A 23,164-nucleotide genomic window follows, 5' to 3' on the forward strand; every position below is an offset into this window, starting at 1 on the left:
TGTCCGCACCCTTGCGTAAACAGCGCCGCACACCGCGGAAAATGGTGTGCGGCGCTGCTTGCTGTGGGGTGGCGTGTACGCCTCACGGCCCTTAGCGTGGCCTGCATGATCGAGCTTGTGGGGTTGACGAAACGCTACGGCGACAAGCTCGCCGTGGACCGGTTGACGTTCACCGTGCGCCCCGGGATGGTCACCGGCTTCCTGGGCCCCAACGGTGCCGGCAAGTCCACGACCATGCGCATGATGCTCGACCTGGACAACCCGACGGCCGGGGACGTCCGCATCGACGGCAAGCACTACCGGCAGTTGCGCGATCCGCTCAAGCACATCGGCGCGCTGCTCGACGCGAAGGCCATGCACGGCGGGCGCAGCGCGTACAACCACCTGCTGTGTCTGGCGCAGAGCAACGGCATCCCGACGAGCCGGGTCAGCGAGGTGCTGGACACCGTCGGCCTCTCCTCGGTCGCGAAGAAGCGTTCCAAGGGCTTCTCGCTCGGCATGGGCCAGCGGCTCGGCATCGCGGGGGCCCTGCTGGGCGACCCCGAGATCCTGATGTTCGACGAGCCGGTCAACGGGCTCGACCCCGAGGGCATCCACTGGATCCGCCACCTGATGAAGAACCTGGCCGGTCAGGGTCGTACGGTGTTCGTCTCCAGCCACCTGATGAGCGAGATGGCCCTGACCGCCGACCACTTGGTGGTCATCGGGCAGGGCAAGCTGATGGCGGACACCTCGATGGCGGAGTTCATCGCGCAGAACTCGCGCTCGTACGTGCGGGTGCGCACGCCCGACCACGAGCGGATGCGCGAGGCGCTGGCCTCGGCGGGGCACACGGCGGTGGTCGCCCCCGACGGGGCGCTTGAGGTGGACGGGGCGGACGCCGCGCAGCTCGGCGAGCTGGCCGCGCGGCACCAGGTGGTGCTGCACGAGCTGAGCCCCCAGCGGGCCTCGCTCGAAGAGGCGTTCATGCAGCTCACGGCCGAGTCGGTGGAGTACCACGCGCACGCGGGCCCGGCGGGCGCGCACCCGCTGGCCGCGGGCGCACCGTACGGCGGGGCCGCGCCGGGCGCGGCGCCGGGCGCCGTGCCGCCGGGCGCGGTGCCGCCGGGCGGCGGTGGGTATCCGCCGCAGGCCCAGCCACCGCAGGCTTATCCGCCCCAGGGGCCGCCGCCGGGACAGCCGGGCGGGCCCGGGCAGCAGGGGCAGGCGGGCCAGCCGGGACAGGCTGGGCAGCCGGGGCAGCAGGGCGGCTGGGGAGCCGACTGGCAGCGGAAGAAGGGCTCCTGACGATGGCGGTCGCGACGCAGGTACTCAGGTCCGAATGGACCAAGATCAGGTCGGTGCAGTCCACCGGGTGGACCCTCGCGCTGGCGCTGGTGGTCACGGTGGCGCTGAGCATGCTGCTCAGCGCGCTGAGCAAGAAGGAGTACGGCGACATGTCGCCGCGCGAGAAGCTCGAGTTCGACCCGACGCTGATCAGTTTCGCCGGCATCGGCCTCGGGCAGCTCGCGCTGATCGTCTTCGGTGTGCTCGTGGTCTCCAACGAGTACAGCACCGGCATGATCCGTACCTCGCTGGCGGCCGTGCCGCAGCGCATGACGTTCCTGGCGAGCAAGATCACCGTCGCCACGCTGCTGGCCTTCCTGGCCGGCCTGGTGATCAGCTTCGCCAGCTTCTACGCGGGCCAGGCCATGCTCGGCGAGCACAAGGCGTCGATCGGTGACTCGGGCGTGCTGCGGGCGATGATCGGCAGCGCGCTGTACATGACCCTCATCACCATGTTCGCCATGGGCGTCACCGCGATGCTGCGCAGCCCGATGGTCTCGCTCGGCATCCTCATGCCGTTCTTCTTCCTGATCTCCAACATCCTGGGCAACGTCCCGGCCACCGAGAAGGTCGGGCGGTACCTGCCCGACCAGGCCGGTTCGCGGATCATGCAGGTGGTACGGACCGACGACGACGCCCCGTACGGGCCATGGGGCGGGCTCGCGATCATGGCCGCCTGGGTCGCCGTGGCGCTGATCGGCGGCGCGCTGGCGCTGAAGAAGCGGGACGCCTGAGCGACGCCGCTCCCCCGGCTCCGGCGTCGCTCCCCCGGCTCCGGGGCGCCCCGGCGTCGGCTCACGGCGCGTGACCACCGACGGCGGGCGGACGACGACGCGGGCGGGAAGGCCGGCCCGGGCGGACGCGGCCGGACGTTTCGGCACGGGTCACCCGGAAAGCGTGTCAATCGCGGCCCGAAGGGAACCACCGGCTCCCGGTTATCCTCCTAACCCTCACGGGGGCGAGCCGGCAGGTGGCTGACGCCCCGACGACGGCGAGGGCGGAGATTTGATCGAGGCAGTCGGCCTGACAAAGCGCTACGGCGCCAAGACGGCCGTGCACAACCTGACCTTCCGGGTGCGGCCGGGCGCCGTCACCGGCTTCCTGGGCCCCAACGGCTCGGGCAAGTCCACGACCATGCGCATGATCCTGGGCCTGGACACGCCGACCTCGGGTCAGGTGACGGTGGGCGGTTATCCGTTCCGCCGGCTGCCGAACGCGCCCCGCCAGGTCGGCGCGCTCCTCGACGCCAAGGCCGTGCACGGTGGCCGCAGCGCGCGCCAGCACCTGCTGAGCCTGGCCCAGCTCTCCGGCATCCCGGCCCGCCGGGTGGACGAGGTGCTCGGCGTGGTCGGGCTCCAGGACGTGGCCAAGAAGCGGTCCAAGGGCTTCTCGCTCGGCATGGGCCAGCGCCTTGGCATCGCGGCGGCGCTGCTCGGCGACCCGCAGGTGCTGCTCTTCGACGAGCCGGTCAACGGCCTCGACCCGGAGGGCATCCTGTGGGTGCGCAACCTGATGAAGCAGCTCGCCTCCGAGGGCCGTACGGTCTTCGTCTCCAGCCACCTGATGAGCGAGATGGCGCTCACCGCTGACCATCTGATCGTCATCGGCCGTGGCCAGTTGCTCGCCGACATGAGCGTCACCGACTTCATATCGGCCAACTCCGCCGACTTCGCCCGGGTGCGCACGCCGGACACCGACCCGCAGCAGCGCGAGAAGCTGGTGGCCACGCTCACCGAGGCGGGCGGGCAGGTGCAGCCGGAGCAGGACGGCGCGCTGCGCGTCACCGGTCTCGGCCTGCCGCGCATCAGCGATCTCGCACACGCGGCCGACATCCGGCTGTGGGAGCTGGCGCCGCACCGGGCGTCGCTGGAGGAGGCGTACATGCGCATGACGCAGGGCGCCGTGGACTACCGCTCGACGCACGACCCGCGCGCCGGGTTCCAGGCCGTCGCCCCCGGCCAGCCGCTGCCGCCCGGCGCCCCGCAGGGCTGGGGCCAGCCCGCGCCGCAGGCCCCCGGCATGGCCCCGGGCCAGCCGAACCCGTACGCGCCGGGCCAACCCCACGCGCCGGCGCCGGGTCAGCCGTATCCGTACGCCCCCGGCCAGCCCCACGCGCACGCTCCTGGCCAGCCGGCGTACGCGGCGCAGCCGCCCGCCGCCGCGCCTTCCGCCGGCCAGCCGGTGCCGCCGCAGGCCGGGCCCGCGCCGGCCGCCGCCTCGCCGCGTACCACGCAGTTGCGAGCCCTGCCGGACCAGCAGGCCGCCCCCGCGGCGCAGCCGCCCGCCACCCCCGCCGAACCGAACGAGCGCGACAGCGAGGACGCCCGATGACCACCCCTCAGCAGCCGCACCCGGCCCCCGCCGCCCCGCAGCAGCAGCCGGCCCCCCACCAGCAGGTCCAGACGCTCCAGGCGCCGCAGCCGCAGCAGGGCCAGCCGCAGGCGGGCGGTGGCTTCGCGCACGCCGGCTACACCTCGCCGATCCCGATCCGGCCCACCCACATCGGGCACGCGCTCGCCTCCGAGTGGACCAAGATCAAGTCGGTGCGCTCGACGATGTGGACGCTCACCGTGATGGTGGCGCTCGTGGTCGGCATCGGGCTGCTGACCGCGGTCGGCATCGCCGGCGGCGACACGGACCTGGAGGGCGAGTCCCCGCTGGCCTTCGGCTTCTTCGGGATGCTGCTCGGTGTGCTGTGCGTGATCACGCTCGGCGTGCTGGCCGTGTCGTCGGAGTACAGCACCGGCATGATCCGCACCACCCTGACCGCGTGCCCGAGCCGTAGCCGGGTGCTGGCGGCCAAGGCGATCGTCTTCTTCGCCCTGACCTTCGTGGTGACGCTCGCCTGCACGGCCGTGGTCGGCTTCATCGGCGACAGCATGCTGAGCGACAACCCGGGCGCGGGCGAGACCGGCGGCTCGGCCTGGTTCAAGGCGACGGTGGGCGTCAGCCTGTACGTGGCGCTGCTCGGGCTGCTCGCGCTGAGCGTCGGCTCGATGCTGCGGCACTCCGCGGGCGCGATCACCATCATGATCGGCGTGGTGCTGCTGCCGCTGGTGCTGGCGCTGTTCATGCGTGGCGACGCGCTGGAGGACGTGCGCGAGGCGCTGTTCGAGTACTCGGTGCCCAGCCAGCTCGGCATCATGTTCAGCAACACGGTGGTGGACTCCGGGCCCTCCGGCTGGGACCCGCTGCTGATCATCCTGGTCGTCACGGGCGCGGCCCTGGCCGCCGCGTTCAGCGTGCTGGAGAAGCGGGACGTCTGACGCCCCGCCCGGGCCCCGGCGCCCCGGCCCCGGCCGCTCGGGCAGCCGCCGCGCGCGTCAGTAGCGCGGCGCGTTACGAGACCGCTGGAGCTTCGCGCTCCGGCGGTCTCGCGCGTTCCAGCAGCCGCGGTGCCAGTGCCGCCGGTCGTCCACGCCCGCGTAGCTCTGCCAGGCGACGAGGTGGCCGACGCCGGGTGGGATCTCCTGGTCGCAGCCGGGGCAGCGGTAGTACTTGCCGGCGGCGCTGCCCACCACCGACCGCACCAGCCACTCCTCCCCCTGCCAACTCTCCGTCCGCTCCCCGCCCGTGGACATCCAGGGGGAGTGCTCTGCTGACTTCTCGCCGCCTCGGGGGCGGTTTCGGCGAGGGGACACGGGGCACCTCGTGGCTTCGGCGGGGACTACGGACCGTTACCAGCGTAAGGGCTGTCGTCACCGTCGCGGGAGCCGGCGACAGTCAGCACATCGCCACATCTCCCGATCATCATGAAAACTTCTTGCCAAGCCGTGCCCTTGGCACGTGACAGGCGTTAATGCCAGCGGGGAGCCGCGTCGGTCGCGAGGCTGCAAGAGGAGGCAGAGCGATGCGCGTTGGAGCATTCGTCCTGGCCGGACAGTTCCCGGGCCAGGGACAGGGGGAAGCACTGCACAGGGCGGTCAGGACCGCCGAGGTCGCGGAGGAGTCGGGGCTCGACGCGGTCTGGCTGGCCGAGCACCACTTCATTCCGTACGGCGTCTGTCCGTCCGCCACCACCCTCGCCGCGCTGGTGCTCGGGCGCACCCGCCGGATCGGCGTCGGCACCGCGGTGAGCGTCCTGTCCACGACCCATCCGGTCGCGCTGGGTGAGCAGGCGGCGCTGCTCCACCTCACCACCGGTGGCCGGTTCACGCTGGGCGTGGGGCGCGGCGGGCCCTGGGTCGACCTGGAGGTGTTCGGGACCGGCCTGGGGGCGTACGAGGAGGGCTTCCCCGAATCGCTGGACCTGCTGCTGCGCTGGTTGCGGGAGCCGTCCGTCGGCGCGGCCGGCGAGCGGTACGCCTTCCGTGAGGTGCCCGTCGTACCGCGGGCGGACGAGTTCCTGGACGGCGTGCCCGCGGACGGGCCTTCGGTGGTCGTCGCGTGCGTGTCGCCGCGCGGCGTCCGGCTGGCCGCCGAGCGGGGGTTGCCCATGCTGCTCGGGATGCACTGCGGGGACGACGAGAAGGCGGAGATGGTCGCGCTGTGGCGCGCGACGGCGCTCGCCGCCGGTCACCCGCCGGAGGCCGTCGCGGCGGCCCCGCACGTCTCCACCGGCGTGATGCAGATCGCCGACACCCGCGAGGACGCGGCGGAGTCGCTGCTCAAGGCGATGCCCGGCTGGCTGCGGCGGGGCCTTGGGGCGTACGTGACGGTGGACGGGCGGCGGCGGGCCATGCGGGACCCGCGGGCCTACACGGAGCTGCTGTGCTCGCTGCACCCGGTGGGCCCGCCCGCGCTGTGCGCGGACCTGCTCGCGGCCAGCGCCGAGCGCACCGGCATCGAGCGGTTCGCCTTCCTGGTCGAGGGCTGTGGCGAGTTGACCGGCACGGAGGAGAACGTGCGGCGCCTCGGCGAGGAGGTGCTGCCGCGTTGTAGCTGACGGCCCGCCGCGCCGTGCGGAGAGGGGGTTCGCCGCCCCGCACCGGTGGAGCACCGTGCGCCTGCGGGGCGGCCGCGACAGCGCGTCAGCAGTCGCGCAGCTCCGGGGACTGGTTCAGGAGCTGTCCCCGGACGGAGGTGAAGCGGGCGAGGCGGTCGTCGGCGGACGGGTCGAGCGGGAAGACCGCGACCCGGTGGCAGTTCTGGAACGCCAGCCGAACCCCGAAGTGCCGCTCCAGCGAGCCGCGTATCGCGTCGCTGGCGAGTGCGCGCAGCAGTTGCCCACGCGCCTGCTCGTCCGGCGGCGGCACCTGGTTGTCGGCGAACTCACCGCCGTCCACCTTGAGCTGGGCCACCAAAGAGCTGACCATCTCCCAGGCGTACGGCAGGGAGGTCCGGACGCAGTCGACGAATTCCGCTTCGTCGACCTCGCCTCGCTCGGCCTGTTCGAGCAGGGCCGGTGAGACGTCGAGCGACATGGGTTCTCCTCTCGTGACCCCGGAGTCGGGGCCTGGCGGATGAGGGGCGGGAGCCGCGACGCAGCGTACTCGTGCGGCGACCCCCCGCTTTAACGGTAATTCGGGCCACCGTGCCCGCACCAGGACGTTGCACTCACTACCAGCCAATGGGGAAGGGGCCGGTCGGGGACGAATCGCGTGGACGGGGCGGCGTCGAGTAGCGTTGCCGACCATGCGTCTCGTCATTGCCCGCTGCTCCGTTGACTACGCGGGCCGGCTCACTGCTCACCTCCCCTCCGCGCTCCGGCTGATCCTGGTCAAGGCCGACGGCAGCGTGTCCATCCACGCGGATGACCGGGCCTACAAACCCCTCAACTGGATGTCTCCGCCCTGCACCCTCAAGGAGGGCGAGGACAACGTGTGGACCGTGGTGAACAAGGGGGGCGAGAAGCTCATCATCACCATGGAGGAGGTGGTGCACGACTCCTCGCACGAGCTGGGCGTGGACCCGGGGCTGATCAAGGACGGGGTCGAGGCGCACATCCAGGAGCTGCTGGCCGACCGCATCGAAACCCTCGGCAGCGGCTACACCCTGATTCGGCGCGAATACCCCACCGCCATCGGGCCCGTGGACATCCTGTGCCGGGACGGCGACGGCGGCACGGTCGCGGTGGAGATCAAGCGGCGCGGCGAGATCGACGGCGTCGAGCAGCTCACCCGCTACCTCGAACTCCTCAACCGCGATCCGCACCTGGCCCCGGTCAAGGGCGTCTTCGCGGCCCAGGAGATCCGGCCGCAGGCCCGCGTGCTGGCCACCGACCGTGGCATCGGCTGCGTGATCCTCGACTACAACGCGCTGCGCGGCATCGAGGACGACAAGCTGCGCCTGTTCTAGGCACCACCCCGCGGACCGGCTCCGCACCGCACCGCCCGAGCGGCCCGGCGCACCACGCGCGCCGGGCCGCTCGCGTGCGCCGGGCCCGCGACCCGCTTCCTCGCCGGTCAGACCCGCGGGTTGGTCGCGTCGGTGGTCGGGGACGGCGAGCCGGGGTCGCTGGTGATCTGGGTCGGGGACTGCGGCGGGTCCACCGTGGTGGGGGCCGTGCTCGGCGGGTCCGTCGGCTCGGTCGGCGGGTCGGTGGGCTGGGTCGGCGGGTCCGTCGGCCTGGTGGTGGGCGGGTTGGTGGGACGCGTCGGCGGGTCCGTCGGCCTGGTCGGCGGGTTGGTGGGCCGGGTCGACGGGTCGGTGGGCGTGCCGTCCGTGGGGTCGCCCGTCGGTGACGGTCCGCCCGTGGTCGGGCCGCCGTCGGAGGGCTGGGTGCTCGGCGACTGGCCGGCGCCGGTGGAGGCCGACGGGTTCGGCGCGCCCGAGGTGCCCGGGCCGGTGGTCGCGCCGGGGCCGGTGGTGCCCGGGCCGGTGTCGCGGCGCGGTTCGTCGGCGGCGCTTTCCTCGTCCCCGTCGTCGCGCAGGGGCGTGCTGTGCCGTGGCGTGACGCGCTCCGGCGACCCGTCGCCGCCCGAGGTGGCGCCGAGCGTGACGACCGTGCCGAGGACGGCCACCAGGAGCACACCGGCGCCGACGGCCGCCGCGTTCCGGCGCGCCCCGATCAGCAGGGGCAGCTTCCGTACCGAGGCCCGCCAGCCGCCGCGCGTGCCGCCCGTGCCGGCGTCGCCGCCGGCGGCCGGCACCACCGCCGGGCCCGGCAGCGTGTCGGTCGCGTCCTGACGCGGGACGATCACGGTCGTGTCGGTCGGGCTCGCGCCGCCGCCCGGCGCGTCCCCCTCGGCCGGCGCGTCGGCGCCGCCCTCGCCCCCCGTGAGTTCGCCGAGGGTGTCCAGGCCGCCCGGCGCCGAGATCCCGGTGCGGTCCACGACCAAGGCCAGGGCCCGGCGTCCCGCGACGGCCCCGCGCCGGTCGGCGAGCACCCCGCGCAGCGAGATGGACGCCTCAAGCTCGGCGCGGGCCCGGTCCAGTTGGCCCGTGCACAGGGCGAGGACGCCCAACTCGTGGTGGAAGTACGCCTCCTCGGCCACCTCGCCGGCGAGCCTGGCGGCCTCCTGGCCGTACCGCAGACAGCGCTCCCAGGCACCCCAGCCGAGCCCGGCCGCGAACGCCGGGGCCGCCGTCCGCGCCAGCAGCACGGCCGCGCTGAGCTGCCCCACGCGCGCCCCGCCGCCGTCCCCGGCCGCCGACTGCGCCTGCGCGGCGCTCCGGGCGCCGGCGCCGCCACGGGCGGCGACCAGCGCGCCGAGCGCGCCGAGGATGGCGTCGGCCTCCTCCGTCGCGCGGCTGGCGGCCACCGAGGGGTGGCCGGCCCACCAGGCGTAGTGCTGGGCCACGGTGAGGGCGCGGGCCGTCGGGTCGTCGGCGAAGCCGGCCGCCGTGAGCTGCGCGGCGACGCCGGTGACCAGCCGGTAGTGGTCGCCGGCGGGGGTGACGAGGCCGCAGCCGATGAGTTCGGCGACGGCGGCGTCAGCCCCCGGGTCGCCGATCAGCGCGGGCAGGTGGGACGGGTGCGGGCACTCCCCGCCCAGGGCCAGCGCGTACTGCAGGGTCTCCCGGGCCGGCGCGCTGACCAGGTCGGCCAGCAACGCCGCCGGGGCCACGCCCTCGGTGAGGGTGGGGACGCGCGGCGGGGCGGTGGCGTCGGCGGCGTCGACAGGGTCCGCGTCGATGTCGGGGGCGGCGTCCGGGGCGGCGTCCGCGCCCCCGTCCGCTCCCGCGGCACCCGGCGCCGGCTCGGCGGTCGGGTCGGCCGCCGGCTCGGTGGTCCGGCCCGCCGCCTGGTCGCGGCCCCGCAGCAGCGCCGCGGCCTGTACGAACCGCAGCGGCAGCCCCTCGGACTCGAACCACAGGTCCGCCGCCCAGGCCGCCTCCTCGTCGGTGGGCGGCCGGCGCACGAGACGACCCAGCAACTCCATGCAGGCGGTCCGGCTGAGGCCGCCGAGCGCGACCTCCTCCAGGTAGGCGCCCGGGGACGGGGCCGAGACCTCCGGCGTGGCCGACATCAGGAAGGCGCACTCGGGCGTGGCGTCGAGGAAGTCGTCGAGCGTCGGCCCGTCGAACTCGATGTCGTCCACGATGACGACGGCCCCGATGTCCCGCGCCAGCTCCACCAGCTCGGCCCGGTCCGGGCGGTGCGTGGGCATCCGGAAGACGGCGGCGCACAGGGCGTGCAGCAGGTCGGTTGGGGTGCGGTGGTAGCCGGAGAGGCGGATCACGCCGTCCGGGGCGAGGTTGCCGCAGCCGTCGGCGACCGCGTCGAGCAGCGCGCTGCGCCCGGCGCCCGACGGGGCGGTCAGCCGTACGGAGCGACCACGGGTCAACAGCCGTATCAGCCGGTCCCGTTCCTCCTCGCGGTCAAGCAGCGGCAGCTCGCGGTGGGCGGTGCCGGCGGCGATGGCGCCCGGTCCGGCGGTCACGGTGGAACGCGCGACGGTCTGGGCGCGGCGCAGTTCGGCGCGCTCCTCGCGGGTGTGGCGGCGCGGCGCGGCCGATCGGTGCGGGCTGCCCGGTGGGCACTGCTCGATCTCGCTGCCGTCGATGGGGTTGACGGTCAGGAGGTAGTCGCCGCAGGTGAGCTGGGCGGTGCGGGCGATGCCGGGCGACGGCGTCGACGACGCCCCGCCCCGGTCGCGGTCGTGGGGGCCGATGGCGGGCGGCTGCGGGCCGCGGTGTGGCGTGCGCCGCGAGCCGCCGGCGGTGTCGTCCGAAGCGTCGTGGCCGTGCTCGTGCGGCCCGCGGTGCGTCGGGTCCATGGTGAAAGCCCCCCAGAGCTGCGTGCCGTGTGGTCAGCGGGCTGGTCCGCGGCGTGCCGGATACGGGCGGCCGGCGCGGCCGTCCGGTGTCCGCCTGGCATGGCCAGCGGCGCTCGCCGAACGTCGGACCTGTGCCCAGTATCGCTGACCCACCGGTGCCGCGCCGCCCCGGCGGGCGAGCCGGCGCGTACGGCCGCTCACCGCCGTGGCCCGAGGCGGGGCCTGGTCCCGGAACCCGGCCGCGCCGGGGTGTCGGCGCGGGCCTCGCGGCCTCACACCCGGGGCAGGGACGCGACTTCCAGGCCGCCTTCGATGGCCAGGATGCGGTGCAGTCGGGTGGCGACCAGGAGGCGCTGCATCTGGGGTGGCACGCCGCGCAGCACCAGGCGTCGGCCGACGCGGCCGGCCCTGCGGTGGGCGCCCATGATGACGCCGAGCCCGGTGGCGTCCCAGGCGTCGAGTCCGGAGAGGTCGAGCACGAGGTCTCCACCACCGCCGTCCACGGCGGTGTGGAAGGCCGTACGGGCGTCCGCCGCGCTGCGGATGTCGAGTCGGCCCCCGACGACCAGCTCGGCGTGGTCGCCCTTGATGTGCATATGCGCTCCCCGATGGTGCGTCGTTGTGGTCGTATATCTACACAACTGACTGCCTCTCATACGGCAAAGTTGCCGCCCGTAAGCGAACCGATACCGAATTCACCCCATGGAGTAGGCCCATGGGGTGCGGGCCTGTCTGTGGTTGTCATGGCACGGCGGGCGCCGCTTCCCGGGGGCGCGGCGCCCGTGTACGTGGAGGGCCAACTGCCCGCCCGCGCACGGTCCGACACCTCGCACAGCGCGTCGGGACCGGCGCGCGGGCCGGCGGCGGGTCAGTCGTGCGGGTAGAAGCCCCGGCCGCTCTTGCGGCCGATGTCGCCCGCGTCGACCATGCGGCGCATGATCTCCGGCGGGGCGAACTTCTCGTCCTGCGACTCGGTGTAGATGTTGTCGGTGGCGTGCAGCAGGATGTCCACGCCGGTGAGGTCGGCGGTGGCCAGCGGTCCCATCGCGTGGCCGAAGCCGAGCTTGCAGGCGATGTCGATGTCCTCGGCGCTGGCCACCCCGGACTCGTACAGCTTGGCCGCCTCGACGACGAGCGCCGAGATGAGGCGGGTGGTGACGAAGCCGGCCACGTCGCGGTTGACGACCACGCAGGTCTTGCCGATGCCCTCGGCGAACTCGCGGGCCGTGGCGAGGGTTTCGTCGCTGGTCTTGTAGCCGCGGACGAGTTCGCACAGCGCCATCAGCGGGACCGGCGAGAAGAAGTGGGTGCCCACGACCCGCTCCGGGCGCGAGGTCGCCGCGGCGATCTTGGTGATCGGGATGGCGGAGGTGTTGGAGGCGAGGATCGTCTCGTCCTTCACCAGGCCGTCGAGGGTCGCGAAGATCTCGCGCTTGACCTCGATCTTCTCGAAGACGGCCTCGACCACGATGTCCGCGTCGGCGGCGGCGTCCAGGTCGGTGGTGGTGGTGATGCGGGCCAGCGCCTGCTCGGCGTCCTCGGCCGTGAGCTTGCCCTTGGAGACGAACTTCGCGTACGACGCCTCGATGCCGTCCTTGCCGCGTGCCAGAGCGGCGTCCGTCACGTCGCGCAGGACGACGTCCCAGCCCGCCTGGGCCGAGACCTGAGCGATACCGGACCCCATCAGTCCGGCCCCGATGACGGCGAGCTTCTTGGCCACTGCGTCTCCCTTACCTGCCGGGGGCCACGGCGCCCCCACCACACTGGATTTTCGGCTTTGAGGCGGACCTTAGCGGGCGTCAGGGCCCCGGGGGCAGGGGAAGAGATGCGCGTCACGTCTCACATGACGGACCTCACACCGCCGGCGGTCACGGAGCGGGGCGCACCGCGTAGTTGAGGACGCGCTCGCTCAGCAGGTCCTCCATCTCGTCCAGCAGGACGAGCGCCTCGCGCGAGACCTCGGCGACCTCGCGGCCGGCCATCATCTGGCGGCCGACGAAGCCCATCAGGGTGCCCTGCACCCAGGCGAGCTGACCGCCCACCAGCGTCGGCAGCGGGTCGTCGGCGGCGGCGCCGGTCTCCTCGCGCAGGACGTTCTCCACCTGCTCGACCACCTCCTGCTGGAGGTACCACAGGCGCGCCTTGAGGGCGTGGGCGCCCTGGATGACCCGCATGAACCGGTCGTAGCCGGCGAACAGCCCGACGGTGGGCGAGACGGCCTCCACCTCGGCGGTGAACTGCCGCAGCACGCTGCGCGCGGCCGACTCCCCCACCTCGCGACCGCGCACGTAGCGCGGCAGCCGGTCCACCACGCCCGCGCTGCGGTCGAAGAACAGGTCCTCCTTGGCCGGGAAGTAGTTGTAGACGGTGTTGACCGACACGTCCGCCGCGTCGGCGATCTCCGCGATGGTCACCGCGTCGAAGCCGCGCTCCAGGAAGAGCCCGGTGGCCACGTCCGAGATGTGCTGCCGCGTCTGCCGCTTCTTCCGCTCCCTGAGCCCCTCTGCCATGCCCCCATCGTAAGCCTGGCTGGATACTCACCAAACTTGGAGTGATTGCAAAATTTAAGAGACTCTGTTTTTCTGTGGGCATGGCAATCATCAGCACGGTCGGCCTCGCCCGGACGTTCACCACCCCCCAGGGCCCCGTGGCGGCCGTGCGGGGCATCGACCTGACCGTGAGGCCCGGCGAGATCGTCGGCCTCCTCGGCCCCAACGGCGCGGGCAAGACCACCACGCTGCGCATGCTCACCACGCTCCTGCCGCCCACCGGCGGCGCCGCCACGGTCGCCGGCTGCGACCTGGTCCGCGACCCGGCCGGGGTACGGCGCGTGAGCGGTTACGTCGCCCAGTCGGGTGGCGTCGACCCGAACCTGACGGTCCGCGAGGAACTGGTCACCCAGGGCCGGCTCTACCGGCTGCCCCGGGCCGAAGCGGTCGCGCGGGCCGCTGAGTTGGCCGCCGACCTGGGCCTCGCCGACCTGCTCGACCGCAAGGCCGGCGCCCTCTCCGGCGGGCAGCGACGGCGCCTGGACATCGCGATGGGCCTCACCCACCGGCCGGCGGTGCTCTTCCTGGACGAGCCGACGACCGGCCTCGACCCCGGCAGCCGCGCCGACCTGTGGGAGCTGGTGCGCCGGGTGCGCGCGGAACACGGCACCACCGTCGTCCTCACCACGCACTACCTGGACGAGGCCGACGCGCTCGCCGACCGGCTGGTGATCGTGGACCGTGGCGTGGTGGTGGCCGACGGCACCCCGCGCGACCTCAAGCAGCGCCACGCGGGCTCGCCCGACGCCACGCTCCAGGACACCTTCCTGGCCATCACCGGGCACGGCATCGCCCCCGACGAGTCCGCCGAACCCGGCGGCCCCCTCGGCCCCACCGCATCGGCCCCCACCGCGGCCTGACCTGCCTGGCCTGTCCGGTTCGCCTGCCTGGCCCGCCTGACCTGCCTGGCCGCCCGGTTCGCCTGCCTGACCCGCCCGGTCCGCCCAGGCACCGACCCCGCACCGCCACCGCCGCCCCGCCTGACCGCCACCGTCGCTCACGCGGGCGCGCACCCGCGCCCCGGCGCGCCACCGAGCGCGCCCGGGCCGCACCACCGACGAGGAGTGCCCACCATGGCCACCGCCGCCCTGTCCGCCCTGTGCTCGGACACCGCGCTGATCTTCAGCCGGTACGCCCGACAGACCCTGAGGTCCCGGTTCCAGATGCTCTTCGGCATCCTGATGCCGCTGCTCTACCTGCTCTTCTTCGGCCCGCTGCTCACCGACCTGCCGCTGGGCTCCAAGGGTGACTCCTGGCAGGTGCTCGTACCCGGGCTGCTGCTCCAACTCGGGCTCTTCGGGGCCTCGTTCGCCGGTTTCGCGGTGCTCATCGAGAAGCAGAGCGGCGTGCTGGAGCGGATGCGGGTGACGCCGGTGAGCCGGCTCGCGCTGCTGCTCGGCCGGGTGCTGCGGGACGCGGCCGTGTTCGTCTTCCAGGCCGTGCTGCTGGTGCTCGCCGCGCTGGTGATGGGGCTGCGCGCGCCGGTCGGCGGCGTGCTGATCGGCCTGGCGTTCGTCGCCCTGCTCACCGTGTCGCTGGCCTCGCTCTCGTACGCGCTGGCCCTCAAGGTCAACACGCCGCAGGAGTTCGGGCCCACCATCAACGCGCTGACCATGCCCGCGATGCTGCTGTCCGGGCTGATGCTGCCGATGACGCTGGCCCCGGGCTGGCTGGACGTGCTCTCCCACCTCATACCGTTCCGCTACCTGGTGGACGCGGTGCGGGCGGCCTTCGTCGGCGACTTCGCCAGCGCGCACATGCTCTACGGGACGCTGGTGGGCGCCGCCCTCTCGGTCGTCGCCGTGACCATCGGCACCCGGGTGTTCACCTCCGCCGGCGCCTGACCGGTGGTTAGGCTCGCCCCATGGTCAATCTGACGCGCATCTACACCCGCACCGGTGACAAGGGCACGACCGCGCTCGGCGACATGAGCCGCACCGCCAAGACCGACGTCCGCATCGCGGCCTACGCCGACGCCAACGAGGCCAACGCCGCCATCGGCGTGGCCATCGCCCTCGGCTCGCTCCCCGCCGAGCTGGTACGCGTACTCGTACGCGTCCAGAACGACCTCTTCGACGTGGGGGCCGACCTGTGCACGCCGGTCGTGGAGAACCCCGAGTTCCCGCCGCTGCGGGTCGAGCAGTCCTACATCGACCAGTTGGAGGCGGACTGCGACACCTTCCTGGCCGACCTCGACAAGCTGCGCAGCTTCATCCTGCCGGGGGGCACGCCGGGCGCGGCGCTGCTGCACCAGGCGTGCACGGTGGTACGGCGCGCGGAGCGCTCCACCTGGGCGGCGCTCGAAGAGCACGGCGTCGCCGAGGAGGGCGGCAGCATGAACCCGCTCACCGCGACGTACCTCAACCGCCTCTCCGACCTGCTGTTCATCCTGGCCCGCACCGCGAACAAGGAGACCGGCGACGTGCTCTGGGTCCCCGGCGGCGAACGCTGAAGGACCCGGGCCCACGGCACGACGCCCGCCCCACGGGCCCGAGGCGGGCCGTGGGGCGGGGCGGGCGAGAGGGGGCGTACGAGACAGGGCGTACGGCGGGGCGTACGGGGCAGGGCCGCTGATCGGCACCGGCTGGCGGCGGGCGGGGCGGGCGGATCGTGCTCCCGCCCCACCCCGCCCCGCGGCCGCGCCGGGCGCTCAGCGGTCGCGGTGCGTCGCGCGCTCGACCGCCTGCTGCCAGGCGGGGCGCTGCTCGACACCCGACTCGGCGTCGACGCCGTGGCCGCCGCCGGCGGGACCTTCGGGGGCGTTGCCGGCGGGACCCTCGGGGGCACCGCCGACGGGACCCGCGGGGTCCTTTTTCGGCCACAGCGTGTACGACACCGCGACCAGCAGCCAGATGCCGACCACCATGCCCATCGGCGCCTGCATGTCGCGCAGGGCCGCCGTGCGGTCCGGGTCGTCGACGAACCAGATGGCCAGTTGGAGCAGCCCGGCCGCGATGCCCGCGCCCAGCGCCGTACGCAGCCACATCTTCCACTCGTGCGCGGCCCGCGCCATCCCGTACTTCGGCGGCTTGGCCGGCTTCGGCCCGCCCGCGAAGCGGTACGCGAAGTGCCGGTCGGCCCACGCCATCGTGTAGTGGCCGTAGGCGACGGAGAAGCCGATGTACATGGCGGCCAGGCTGTGCCTGGTACTCGCGGTGGCGCCGTCGCGCAGGTCGATCGCGGTGGCGACGAGCAGCGCGAGTTCGAGCACCGGCTCGCACATCAGGATCGCGGCCCCGGCGCGCGGTCGCCGTAGCAGGTAGCGCACGCTCAGGCCGCCGACCAGCAGCACCCAGAAGCCGACCTCGGCGACGACGATCATCGTGACGATCACGGCAGCGACCTCCTGTTCCAGCTCGGGGGCCCGGTGACGTGATCCCGGGCCACTCCTCCAGGCTCCCCGCGCGCCGGGCCGCGCGCGTCGTCGCCGCTGACGAGAGGGCGCTGCATCCTTCGATGTACTCGCCCCGGCCGCACCCGCGACCGTCAGCGGACGCCGGGCCGGTGACCTGCGTGTTGTGATGGAGACATGCCCCGCAGCCGGTCCCCGTTCCGCCCGCACGAGCACGACGTGCTGTTCGGCGTCGGTGGGCTGCTCGCCGGGCTCCTGCTCTACGCGCTCGACCTGCGCAACAGCCCCGCCGCCTTCGGGCTGCCGGGCTGGCTGTCGCTGGTGGCGCTGTTCGTGATGTCCGGGGCCGAGTTGCTGCGGCGTACGGCCCCGCAACTCGGCCTCACCATCGCCACCTGCGCCCTCGCGCTCGACATCCTCAGCGGCACGCTGGTGACCACGGTGCTGATGTTCTCGGACCTGGTGTACGCGGCCGTGCTGTACGGCTCGCCGCAGGCGGCCCGCCGCATCCCGCGCGACTGCTACCTGATCACGGCGCTGATCACGGTCGGCACCCTCGTCGGCTTCCAGGACTCGGCCGCCCTGCTGCTCGGCTTCGCCACCGCGATGATCACCATCGTCCCCGCCTGGACCGGCGCGATCATCCGCACGCACCGCGAGGCCGCCCAGGCGGCCCGCCTCGAAGCCGAGCGCACCGCGCTCCTCGCCGAGCTCGACCGCCGCGAGGCCGTCGCCGCCGAGCGCGCCCGGATGGCCCGCGAGCTGCACGACATGGTCGCCGGCCACCTGTCGGCCATCGCCATCCACTCCACGGCCGCCCTCTCGCTCGGCGACCCGAAGGCGACCCACGAGGCGCTCGGCGTGATCCGCGAGAACAGCGTGCAGGGCCTGGCCGAAATGCGTCGGCTGATCGGACTGCTGCGCGACGCCAGCGGCGACGCGGAACCCACCGCCGTGCCCACCCTCGACGGCCTGTCGACGCTGCTCGCCCGGGCCGAGCGGATCGGCGCGGACAACGGCCTGTCGTTCGCCCTCCACGACGAACGCGGGGCGGGCCCGGCACGGCCCGACCAGGCGCGGCCCGACCAGGCGCGCGCCGCCGCCCCCGACGCGCCCCGCCCCACGACCGCCGACCTCCCTCCCGCAACCGGCACCCCTCCGGCCGCCGACGCCGCTCCGGCCGCCGACCTCCCTTCAGCGGCCGACCTTCCTCCGGCAGCCGACCTCCCCGCGACCGCCGCCGAGCGCACCGGGTCGAGCGCCGCCCCGAGCCTCGCCCCGAACGCCGGGTCGGACGCCGCGCCGGCCGCCGGCGCGGACGCGCACGCCCTGCCCGCGCCGGTCGAGCTGGCCGCGTACCGCATCGTGCAGGAGGCGCTGACGAACGCGCTCAAGCACGCCGGCCCCGGGCAGGTGCGCGTGCGGCTGAGCCGCACGGAGGACGGGGCGCTGCGCGTCGAGGTGGTCAGCCCGCTCGGTGACCGCGACGGCCCCCGCGCGCCGGGCTCCGGCGCCGGGTTGGTCGGCATGCGCGAGCGCGCGACGCTGCTCGGCGGCGAGTTCGAGGCGGGCCCGGAGCCGGCCGGCCGGGACAGGATCTGGCGAGTACGGGCCGTACTGCCGGTGGACGAGGAGACACGCCCATGACCCAACCCAGCGACGCACCCGCCACGACGGCGCCGACGCACCCGACCGACCCCACGGAGGCCACCGGCCGGCCAGCCCCGACGGGCGCCCCGGGGCCCGCCGCCGGCGCGGTCGCCGACCCGACGGCCGCCGCGAGCACGCACCCGGCGACCGCCGCGGGTACCGGAGCGACGACCGTGGCGGATGCCGATGCGGATGCCGCCCCGCCCGTCCGGGTGCTGGTGGCAGAGGACCAGACCTCCGTACGCGCCGGCCTGGTGCTCATCCTGCGCTCCGCGCCCGACCTCCGGGTCGTCGGCGAGGCGGCCGACGGCGAGCAGGCCGTGGCGCTGGCCCGCGAGTTGCGCCCCGACGTGGTCCTGATGGACGTGCAGATGCCGCGCTTGGACGGCGTATCGGCCACCGGCCAGATCGTCGCCGACGGCCTGGCCGACGTGCTCGTGCTGACCACCTTCGACCTGGACGAGTACGTGTTCGGCGCGCTGCGCGCGGGCGCGGCGGGCTTCCTCCTCAAGGACAGCGAGGCGACCGAACTCCTGGCGGCGGTCCGCACGGTGGCCCGCGGCGAGGGGCTGATCGCTCCGTCGGTGACCCGCCGGCTGATCCGCGAGTTCGGCCGGGTGCAGCCGCCCGGATTGGTGAGCAGGCCCGACACCGCACTCCTGGACACGCTGACCCCACGGGAGCGCGAGGTGCTGGGCGCGCTCGGCGAGGGGTTGTCGAACGCGGAGATCGCCACCCGCCTGACGATGGCGGAGGCTACGGTGAAGACGCACGTGAGCCGGTTGCTGGCCAAACTGGAGCTGCGCAGTCGGGTGCAGGCCGCGGTACTGGCGCAGGAGTGGGGCGTGAGCGCTCCCCCGCGACGGCCGTAACCGGAATCCTCCAATCTCACTTTGGTCCAGACCTATTGACCCAGTGGTCCAGACCTCCTTACGCTCCCTTCACATCTTTGGTGAGCGTGTCATGACAATGACGGCTTACCGGGCGGCGCACGTTTCGCGAAGATCTCAGCCCGATATCCGGACGACCCCCCATCCGGACCCGAGTATCCAGGAGCCCCTGCAGTGAGATCAGGAATCGTCAGACGCATCCGGCATACCCGGCACCGAACCACCGCGGCGCTGGTCGCGCTCGCACTCCCCTTCGCCGCGCTCGTCGGCCTGGCCTCTCCCGCCCAGGCCGCCGAGTCCGCCACCGCCACCTACGTGAAGGCGGCCGACTGGGGCAGCGGCTACGAGGGCCGCTGGACCGTCAAGAACACCGGCGACACCACGCTGAACAGTTGGACCGTCGAGTGGGACGTCCCCTCCGGCACCACCGTCGGCTCCGGCTGGGACGCCACCATCACCGGCTCCGGCAACCACTACACCGCCAAGAACCTGAGCTGGAACGGCACCCTGGCGCCCGGCGCCAGCGTCACCTTCGGCTTCAACGGCACCGGCGGCGGCGCGCCGACCGGCTGTAAGCTCAACGGCGGCTCCTGTGACGGCAGCACGCAGCCCGGCGACACCCCGCCGAGCGCTCCTGGCATCCCCTCCGCCAGCGAGATCACCAACACCTCGGTGAAGCTGAGCTGGACCGCCGCCACCGACGACAAGGGCGTCAAGAACTACGACGTCCTGCGCGGCGGCACCACGATCGCCACCGTCACCGGCACCAGCTACACCGACTCCGGCCTGACCGCCGGCACGGACTACTCGTACACCGTCAAGGCCCGCGACACCGCCGACCAGCTCGGCGCGGCGAGCGGCGCGCGCACCGTGCGTACCACCGGTGGCAACGGCGGCGAGCCGCCGGTCGGCGACGCCGTGAAGCTGGGCTACTTCACCAACTGGGGCGTCTACCAGCGCAACTACCACGTCAAGAACCTGGTGACCTCGGGCTCCGCCGAGAAGATCACGCACATCAACTACGCCTTCGGCAACGTCCAGGGCGGCAAGTGCACCATCGGTGACGGCTACGCCGACTACGAGAAGGCGTACACCGCCGACCAGAGCGTCGACGGCAAGGCCGACACGTGGGACCAGCCGCTGCGCGGCAACTTCAACCAGCTCCGCAAGCTGAAGGCCAAGTACCCGAACATCAAGGTGCTGTGGTCGTTCGGTGGGTGGACCTGGTCCGGTGGCTTCGGTGACGCGGTCAAGAACCCGGCCGCCTTCGCCGACTCCTGCTACAAGCTGGTCGAGGACCCGCGTTGGGCCGATGTCTTCGACGGCATCGACCTGGACTGGGAGTACCCGAACGCCTGTGGCCTGACCTGCGACACCAGCGGTCCGAACTCCATGACCGCCATGATGAAGGCGATGCGGGACAAGTTCGGCGCCAACAACCTGGTCACCGCCGCGATCTCCGCTGACGGCTCCAACGGCGGCAAGCTCGACGTCGCGGACTACGCCGGCGCCGCCCAGTACGCCGACTGGTACAACGTCATGACGTACGACTTCTTCGGCGCCTGGGACGCGAAGGGCCCGACGGCCCCGCACTCCCCGCTCACCTCCTACCCGGGCATCCCGAAGGAGGGCTTCAACTCCGACGCGGCCATCCAGAAGCTCAAGGGCAAGGGCATCCCGGCGAAGAAGCTGCTGCTCGGCATCGGCTTCTACGGCCGCGGCTGGACCGGCGTCACCCAGAAGGAGCCGGGCGGCACCGCCACCGGCGCCGGCCCGGGCAAGTACGAGGCGGGCATCGAGGACTACAAGGACCTCAAGGACCGCTGCCCCGCCAACGGCACCGTGGGCGGCACCGCGTACGCCCACTGCGGCACCCAGTGGTGGAGCTACGACACCCCGGCCACGATCACCGGGAAGATGTCGTACGTGAAGGACCAGAAGCTCGGCGGCTCGTTCTTCTGGGAGTTCAGCGGTGACACCGCCAACGGCGAACTGATGTCGGCCATCAACAGCGGCCTGCGCTAGTCGCACGACGCGGGGCCGCGAGAGCGCGGCCCCGCCCGTCGGCCGGCCCCGCCGGGCCGGTGAGCACCACAGCGTGGGTCCCGCACGAACCGGACCGGGAAGGCAGGCACCGCCCGCCGCCTTCCCGGTCCTCCGCCATGCCCGGGCCACGCGGCCCCGCGCGAGCTGCCCGGCCCGGGAATCCCCGCCGGGGCCGGGGGCGTTGCGACCACAGCCGCTCGCCCCTGCCTCACCCAGGAGAAACTCGCACATGTCACAGCCCCAGATCGACGCGCTGGTCTTCGACGTACTCGGCACGCTCGTCGACGAACCCCGCGGCCTCCGGGCCGGCCTGCGCCGCCTCGCCCCCACGCGCGACGAAGCCGAGATCGAGCGACCTCTGACGCTGTGGCAGCACCACATCGAACGCGAACAGCGCCGCATGCTCGACGGCACGCGCCCCTACGCGCCCAGTGACGCCCTCGACCGGGAAGCCGCCCACCTCGTCGCCGACGCCGCGGGCGTCACCGACCCGGCCGCCGTCACCGCCCTGGCCCAGTCGGCCCGCGACCTCCCGCCCTGGCCCGACACGGTCACCGGACTCGCGAGGCTCGCCGAACGGTTCCCGCTGATCGGCCTCTCCAACGCGAGTCGTACGGCGCTGCTGGGCATCAACGCCCACGCCGGGCTGCGCTGGCACCAGGCCCTGTCCGCCGAGGACGCCCGTACGTACAAGCCGGACCCGGCCGTCTACGAGCTGGCCACCACCGTCTCGGGACGGCCGCCGGAGCGCCTCCTGATGGTGGCCGCCCACGCCTGGGACCTCCGCGCGGCCCAGGCCGTCGGCCTCCGCACCGCCTACGTGGCCCGCCCCGTCGGCGACCCACCCACCCCCACGGACACCTTCGACCTGCACGCCGAGAACCTGACCGACCTGGCCGACCAACTCACCGCTGGGTGAGGACGGAGGAAGCCATCGCCAGGGGGAGGCACCTTCTACCTAAGCCACAGCGACTCTCCCCTAGCTACCGCTGGGGGTACCCCCAACCAACGAGACGCCTTTCATCTACGCCACATTGACCCTCCCCCAGCTACCGCTGGGGGTACCCCCAACCAACGAGACACTTTTTATCTAAGCCACATTGACCCTCCCCCAGCTACCGCTGGGGGTACCCCCAACCAACGCGACACCTTTTATCTAGGCCACATTGACGCGTTGGCCCGGGGGGGCCGCTTCGAGCCAGGCGAGGAAGCCGGTGAGGGCGTCTTCGCTCATCGCGAGTTCGAGGCGGGTGCCCCGGTGGCGGCAGGCCAGGACCACGGCGTCGGAGAGGAGGGCGAGTTCTTCCTCGCCCTGCGGGGTGCGGCGGGCGATGACCTCGATGGCCGAGCGTTCGAGCAGTCGGCGCGGGCGGGGCGCGTACGAGAAGACGCGGAACCACTCCACCCGGTCGCCGCTGTAGCGCGCGACCCCGTACACCCAGCCCTTGCCGCTCGGCTCCCCCGCGTCGGTGCGCGGTACCTGGGCGCCGTCGGCGCCGGCCACGGCGGCGGCGGTGTCCGCTCGCGGCGGCACGTCCCAGCGCAGGCTGCAGTCGAACGTTCCGCCGGATCGCTGAATCAGTCGTCTCCGCAGCCCGAAGACGAAGAGCCCCAGCAGCACGAGTACGACGACCGCGCCGCTGACAAGCAGAGCGAGGACCATCTTCACCGACCTCCTCGCGTCATCCAGAAATCCCGCACCCGCATCGCCTCAGCCGCGGGCCGCTGGATCGAGGTCCAGCGGTGCCCGCGGCTGAGGATCGTACGTATCTGTGGCTGGCTCAGTGCGCGCCCGCCACCGCGCGCAGTCGGACCTCGGCGCGCCGCTCGGCGGCGTCGTCCGCCTCCGACTTGGCACGCTCCAGCGCCCGCTCGGCACGCTGTACATCAATCTCGTCAGACAGCTCCGCGATCTCCGCGAGCACCGACAGCTTGTCGTCGGCGAACGAGATGAACCCGCCGTGCACCGCGGCGATCACCGTCCCGCCGTCGCTCGTACGAATGGTCACCGGGCCCGACTCCAGCACACCGAGCAGCGGCTGGTGGCCGGGCATGACGCCGATGTCACCCGATGTGGTGCGCGCGATGACCAAGGTGGCCGCGCCGGACCAGACACTCCGGTCCGCAGCGACCAGCTCGACGTGCAGCTCAGCAGCCAACGTGGCTCCTCGGGTCTCCACCCGGCAGGTGCGCCGGATGTTGGGTCGAATTCTAGTGGGCGTGGCGGGAGGGACGGGACCACACCCGTCC

Annotated in this window: 22 protein-coding genes; 13 read left to right on the top strand and 9 right to left on the bottom strand. The window is 73.2% G+C overall.

The features are described from left to right. Positions 1–105 precede the first annotated feature (105 nt). From H7H31_RS09055 to H7H31_RS09070, 4 genes are all read left to right on the top strand, one after another. Positions 106–1,287 (top strand): ABC transporter ATP-binding protein, encoded by a 1,182-nt coding sequence (locus tag H7H31_RS09055; protein WP_222625150.1) that lies wholly within the window; start codon positions 106–108, stop codon positions 1,285–1,287. Positions 1,288–1,289: 2 nt separating this feature from the next. Further along, positions 1,290–2,060 (top strand): ABC transporter permease, encoded by a 771-nt coding sequence (locus H7H31_RS09060; RefSeq protein WP_222623856.1) that lies wholly within the window; start codon positions 1,290–1,292, stop codon positions 2,058–2,060. 271 nt (positions 2,061–2,331) lie between these two features. Then, positions 2,332–3,657, top strand: a complete 1,326-nt coding sequence (locus tag H7H31_RS09065; protein ID WP_187062184.1) for an ATP-binding cassette domain-containing protein — start codon at positions 2,332–2,334, stop codon at positions 3,655–3,657. Continuing rightward, positions 3,654–4,592, top strand: coding sequence for an ABC transporter permease (locus H7H31_RS09070; RefSeq protein ID WP_187117855.1), 939 nt, complete (start codon positions 3,654–3,656; stop codon positions 4,590–4,592). Before H7H31_RS09065 ends, H7H31_RS09070 begins: the two co-directional genes overlap by 4 nt. 57 nt (positions 4,593–4,649) lie before the next feature. Here H7H31_RS09070 and H7H31_RS09075 read toward each other — a convergent pair whose 3' ends face one another. Then, complete coding sequence (locus H7H31_RS09075; protein ID WP_187062118.1) at positions 4,650–4,967, bottom strand: ATP/GTP-binding protein; 318 nt, start codon at positions 4,965–4,967, stop codon at positions 4,650–4,652. A 209-nt stretch (positions 4,968–5,176) separates the two neighbouring features. Here H7H31_RS09075 and H7H31_RS09080 point away from each other — a divergent pair, with 209 nt between their 5' ends. Further along, positions 5,177–6,211, top strand: coding sequence for an LLM class flavin-dependent oxidoreductase (locus H7H31_RS09080; RefSeq protein ID WP_187062119.1), 1,035 nt, complete (start codon positions 5,177–5,179; stop codon positions 6,209–6,211). An 85-nt stretch (positions 6,212–6,296) separates the two neighbouring features. Here the strand turns inward: H7H31_RS09080 and H7H31_RS09085 are convergent, their stop codons facing one another. After that, positions 6,297–6,689, bottom strand: a complete 393-nt coding sequence (locus H7H31_RS09085; protein WP_187062120.1) for an SCO5389 family protein — start codon at positions 6,687–6,689, stop codon at positions 6,297–6,299. 211 nt (positions 6,690–6,900) lie between these two features. On the opposite strand from H7H31_RS09085, the gene nucS reads away from it, so the two are divergent. Then, on the top strand, positions 6,901–7,563 hold the full coding sequence (nucS, locus tag H7H31_RS09090; RefSeq protein ID WP_176164173.1) for an endonuclease NucS: 663 nt from the start codon (positions 6,901–6,903) through the stop codon (positions 7,561–7,563). Positions 7,564–7,670: 107 nt separating this feature from the next. Here nucS and H7H31_RS09095 read toward each other — a convergent pair whose 3' ends face one another. The 4 genes from H7H31_RS09095 to H7H31_RS09110 form a co-directional block, all read right to left on the bottom strand. Continuing rightward, the gene (locus tag H7H31_RS09095) at positions 7,671–10,427 is read right to left on the bottom strand and encodes an ATP-binding protein (RefSeq protein ID WP_187062121.1); all 2,757 of its coding nucleotides are present in this window, start codon (positions 10,425–10,427) and stop codon (positions 7,671–7,673) included. Between the two features lie 272 nt (positions 10,428–10,699). Then, positions 10,700–11,023, bottom strand: coding sequence for an STAS domain-containing protein (locus H7H31_RS09100; RefSeq protein ID WP_187062122.1), 324 nt, complete (start codon positions 11,021–11,023; stop codon positions 10,700–10,702). Positions 11,024–11,295: 272 nt separating this feature from the next. Continuing rightward, positions 11,296–12,147, bottom strand: coding sequence for a 3-hydroxyacyl-CoA dehydrogenase family protein (locus H7H31_RS09105; RefSeq protein ID WP_187062123.1), 852 nt, complete (start codon positions 12,145–12,147; stop codon positions 11,296–11,298). Positions 12,148–12,295: 148 nt separating this feature from the next. Beyond that, on the bottom strand, positions 12,296–12,937 hold the full coding sequence (locus H7H31_RS09110; protein ID WP_187062124.1) for a TetR/AcrR family transcriptional regulator: 642 nt from the start codon (positions 12,935–12,937) through the stop codon (positions 12,296–12,298). Between the two features lie 80 nt (positions 12,938–13,017). Between H7H31_RS09110 and H7H31_RS09115 the strand changes: the two genes are divergently transcribed. The 3 genes from H7H31_RS09115 to H7H31_RS09125 all read left to right on the top strand — a co-directional run bounded on the left by H7H31_RS09115 (position 13,018) and on the right by H7H31_RS09125 (position 15,428). Beyond that, positions 13,018–13,836 carry an ABC transporter ATP-binding protein gene (locus H7H31_RS09115; protein WP_187062125.1) on the top strand — a complete coding sequence of 273 codons (819 nt, stop codon included), beginning with the start codon at positions 13,018–13,020 and terminating at the stop codon, positions 13,834–13,836. 213 nt (positions 13,837–14,049) lie between these two features. Continuing rightward, the gene (locus H7H31_RS09120; protein ID WP_187062126.1) at positions 14,050–14,820 is read left to right on the top strand and encodes an ABC transporter permease; all 771 of its coding nucleotides are present in this window, start codon (positions 14,050–14,052) and stop codon (positions 14,818–14,820) included. Positions 14,821–14,840: 20 nt separating this feature from the next. Further along, positions 14,841–15,428, top strand: a complete 588-nt coding sequence (locus H7H31_RS09125) for a cob(I)yrinic acid a,c-diamide adenosyltransferase (RefSeq protein WP_176164164.1) — start codon at positions 14,841–14,843, stop codon at positions 15,426–15,428. Positions 15,429–15,626: 198 nt separating this feature from the next. Here H7H31_RS09125 and H7H31_RS09130 read toward each other — a convergent pair whose 3' ends face one another. Continuing rightward, on the bottom strand, positions 15,627–16,310 hold the full coding sequence (locus H7H31_RS09130) for a hypothetical protein (RefSeq protein ID WP_187062127.1): 684 nt from the start codon (positions 16,308–16,310) through the stop codon (positions 15,627–15,629). 195 nt (positions 16,311–16,505) lie between these two features. Here H7H31_RS09130 and H7H31_RS09135 point away from each other — a divergent pair, with 195 nt between their 5' ends. The 4 genes from H7H31_RS09135 to H7H31_RS09150 all read left to right on the top strand — a co-directional run bounded on the left by H7H31_RS09135 (position 16,506) and on the right by H7H31_RS09150 (position 21,833). Next, complete coding sequence (locus H7H31_RS09135; RefSeq protein WP_187117856.1) at positions 16,506–17,975, top strand: sensor histidine kinase; 1,470 nt, start codon at positions 16,506–16,508, stop codon at positions 17,973–17,975. A gap of 176 nt (positions 17,976–18,151) precedes the next feature. Next, complete coding sequence (locus H7H31_RS09140) at positions 18,152–18,850, top strand: response regulator (RefSeq protein ID WP_187063131.1); 699 nt, start codon at positions 18,152–18,154, stop codon at positions 18,848–18,850. 192 nt (positions 18,851–19,042) lie between these two features. After that, complete coding sequence (locus H7H31_RS09145; protein ID WP_187063115.1) at positions 19,043–20,893, top strand: glycoside hydrolase family 18 chitinase; 1,851 nt, start codon at positions 19,043–19,045, stop codon at positions 20,891–20,893. Between the two features lie 250 nt (positions 20,894–21,143). Beyond that, a complete protein-coding gene (locus H7H31_RS09150; protein ID WP_187063116.1) occupies positions 21,144–21,833 on the top strand; it encodes a haloacid dehalogenase type II in 690 nt (229 codons plus the stop codon). A 237-nt stretch (positions 21,834–22,070) separates the two neighbouring features. Here H7H31_RS09150 and H7H31_RS09155 read toward each other — a convergent pair whose 3' ends face one another. Together H7H31_RS09155 and H7H31_RS09160 are read right to left on the bottom strand one after the other, a co-directional pair. Continuing rightward, positions 22,071–22,577, bottom strand: coding sequence for a DUF2550 domain-containing protein (locus tag H7H31_RS09155; protein ID WP_187063118.1), 507 nt, complete (start codon positions 22,575–22,577; stop codon positions 22,071–22,073). 118 nt (positions 22,578–22,695) lie between these two features. After that, the gene (locus H7H31_RS09160; RefSeq protein ID WP_176164156.1) at positions 22,696–23,073 is read right to left on the bottom strand and encodes a F0F1 ATP synthase subunit epsilon; all 378 of its coding nucleotides are present in this window, start codon (positions 23,071–23,073) and stop codon (positions 22,696–22,698) included. Positions 23,074–23,164: the final 91 nt, after the last annotated feature.

It is taken from the genome of Streptomyces buecherae, assembly GCF_014295035.1.
Lineage (GTDB): Bacteria > Actinomycetota > Actinomycetes > Streptomycetales > Streptomycetaceae > Streptomyces > Streptomyces youssoufiensis.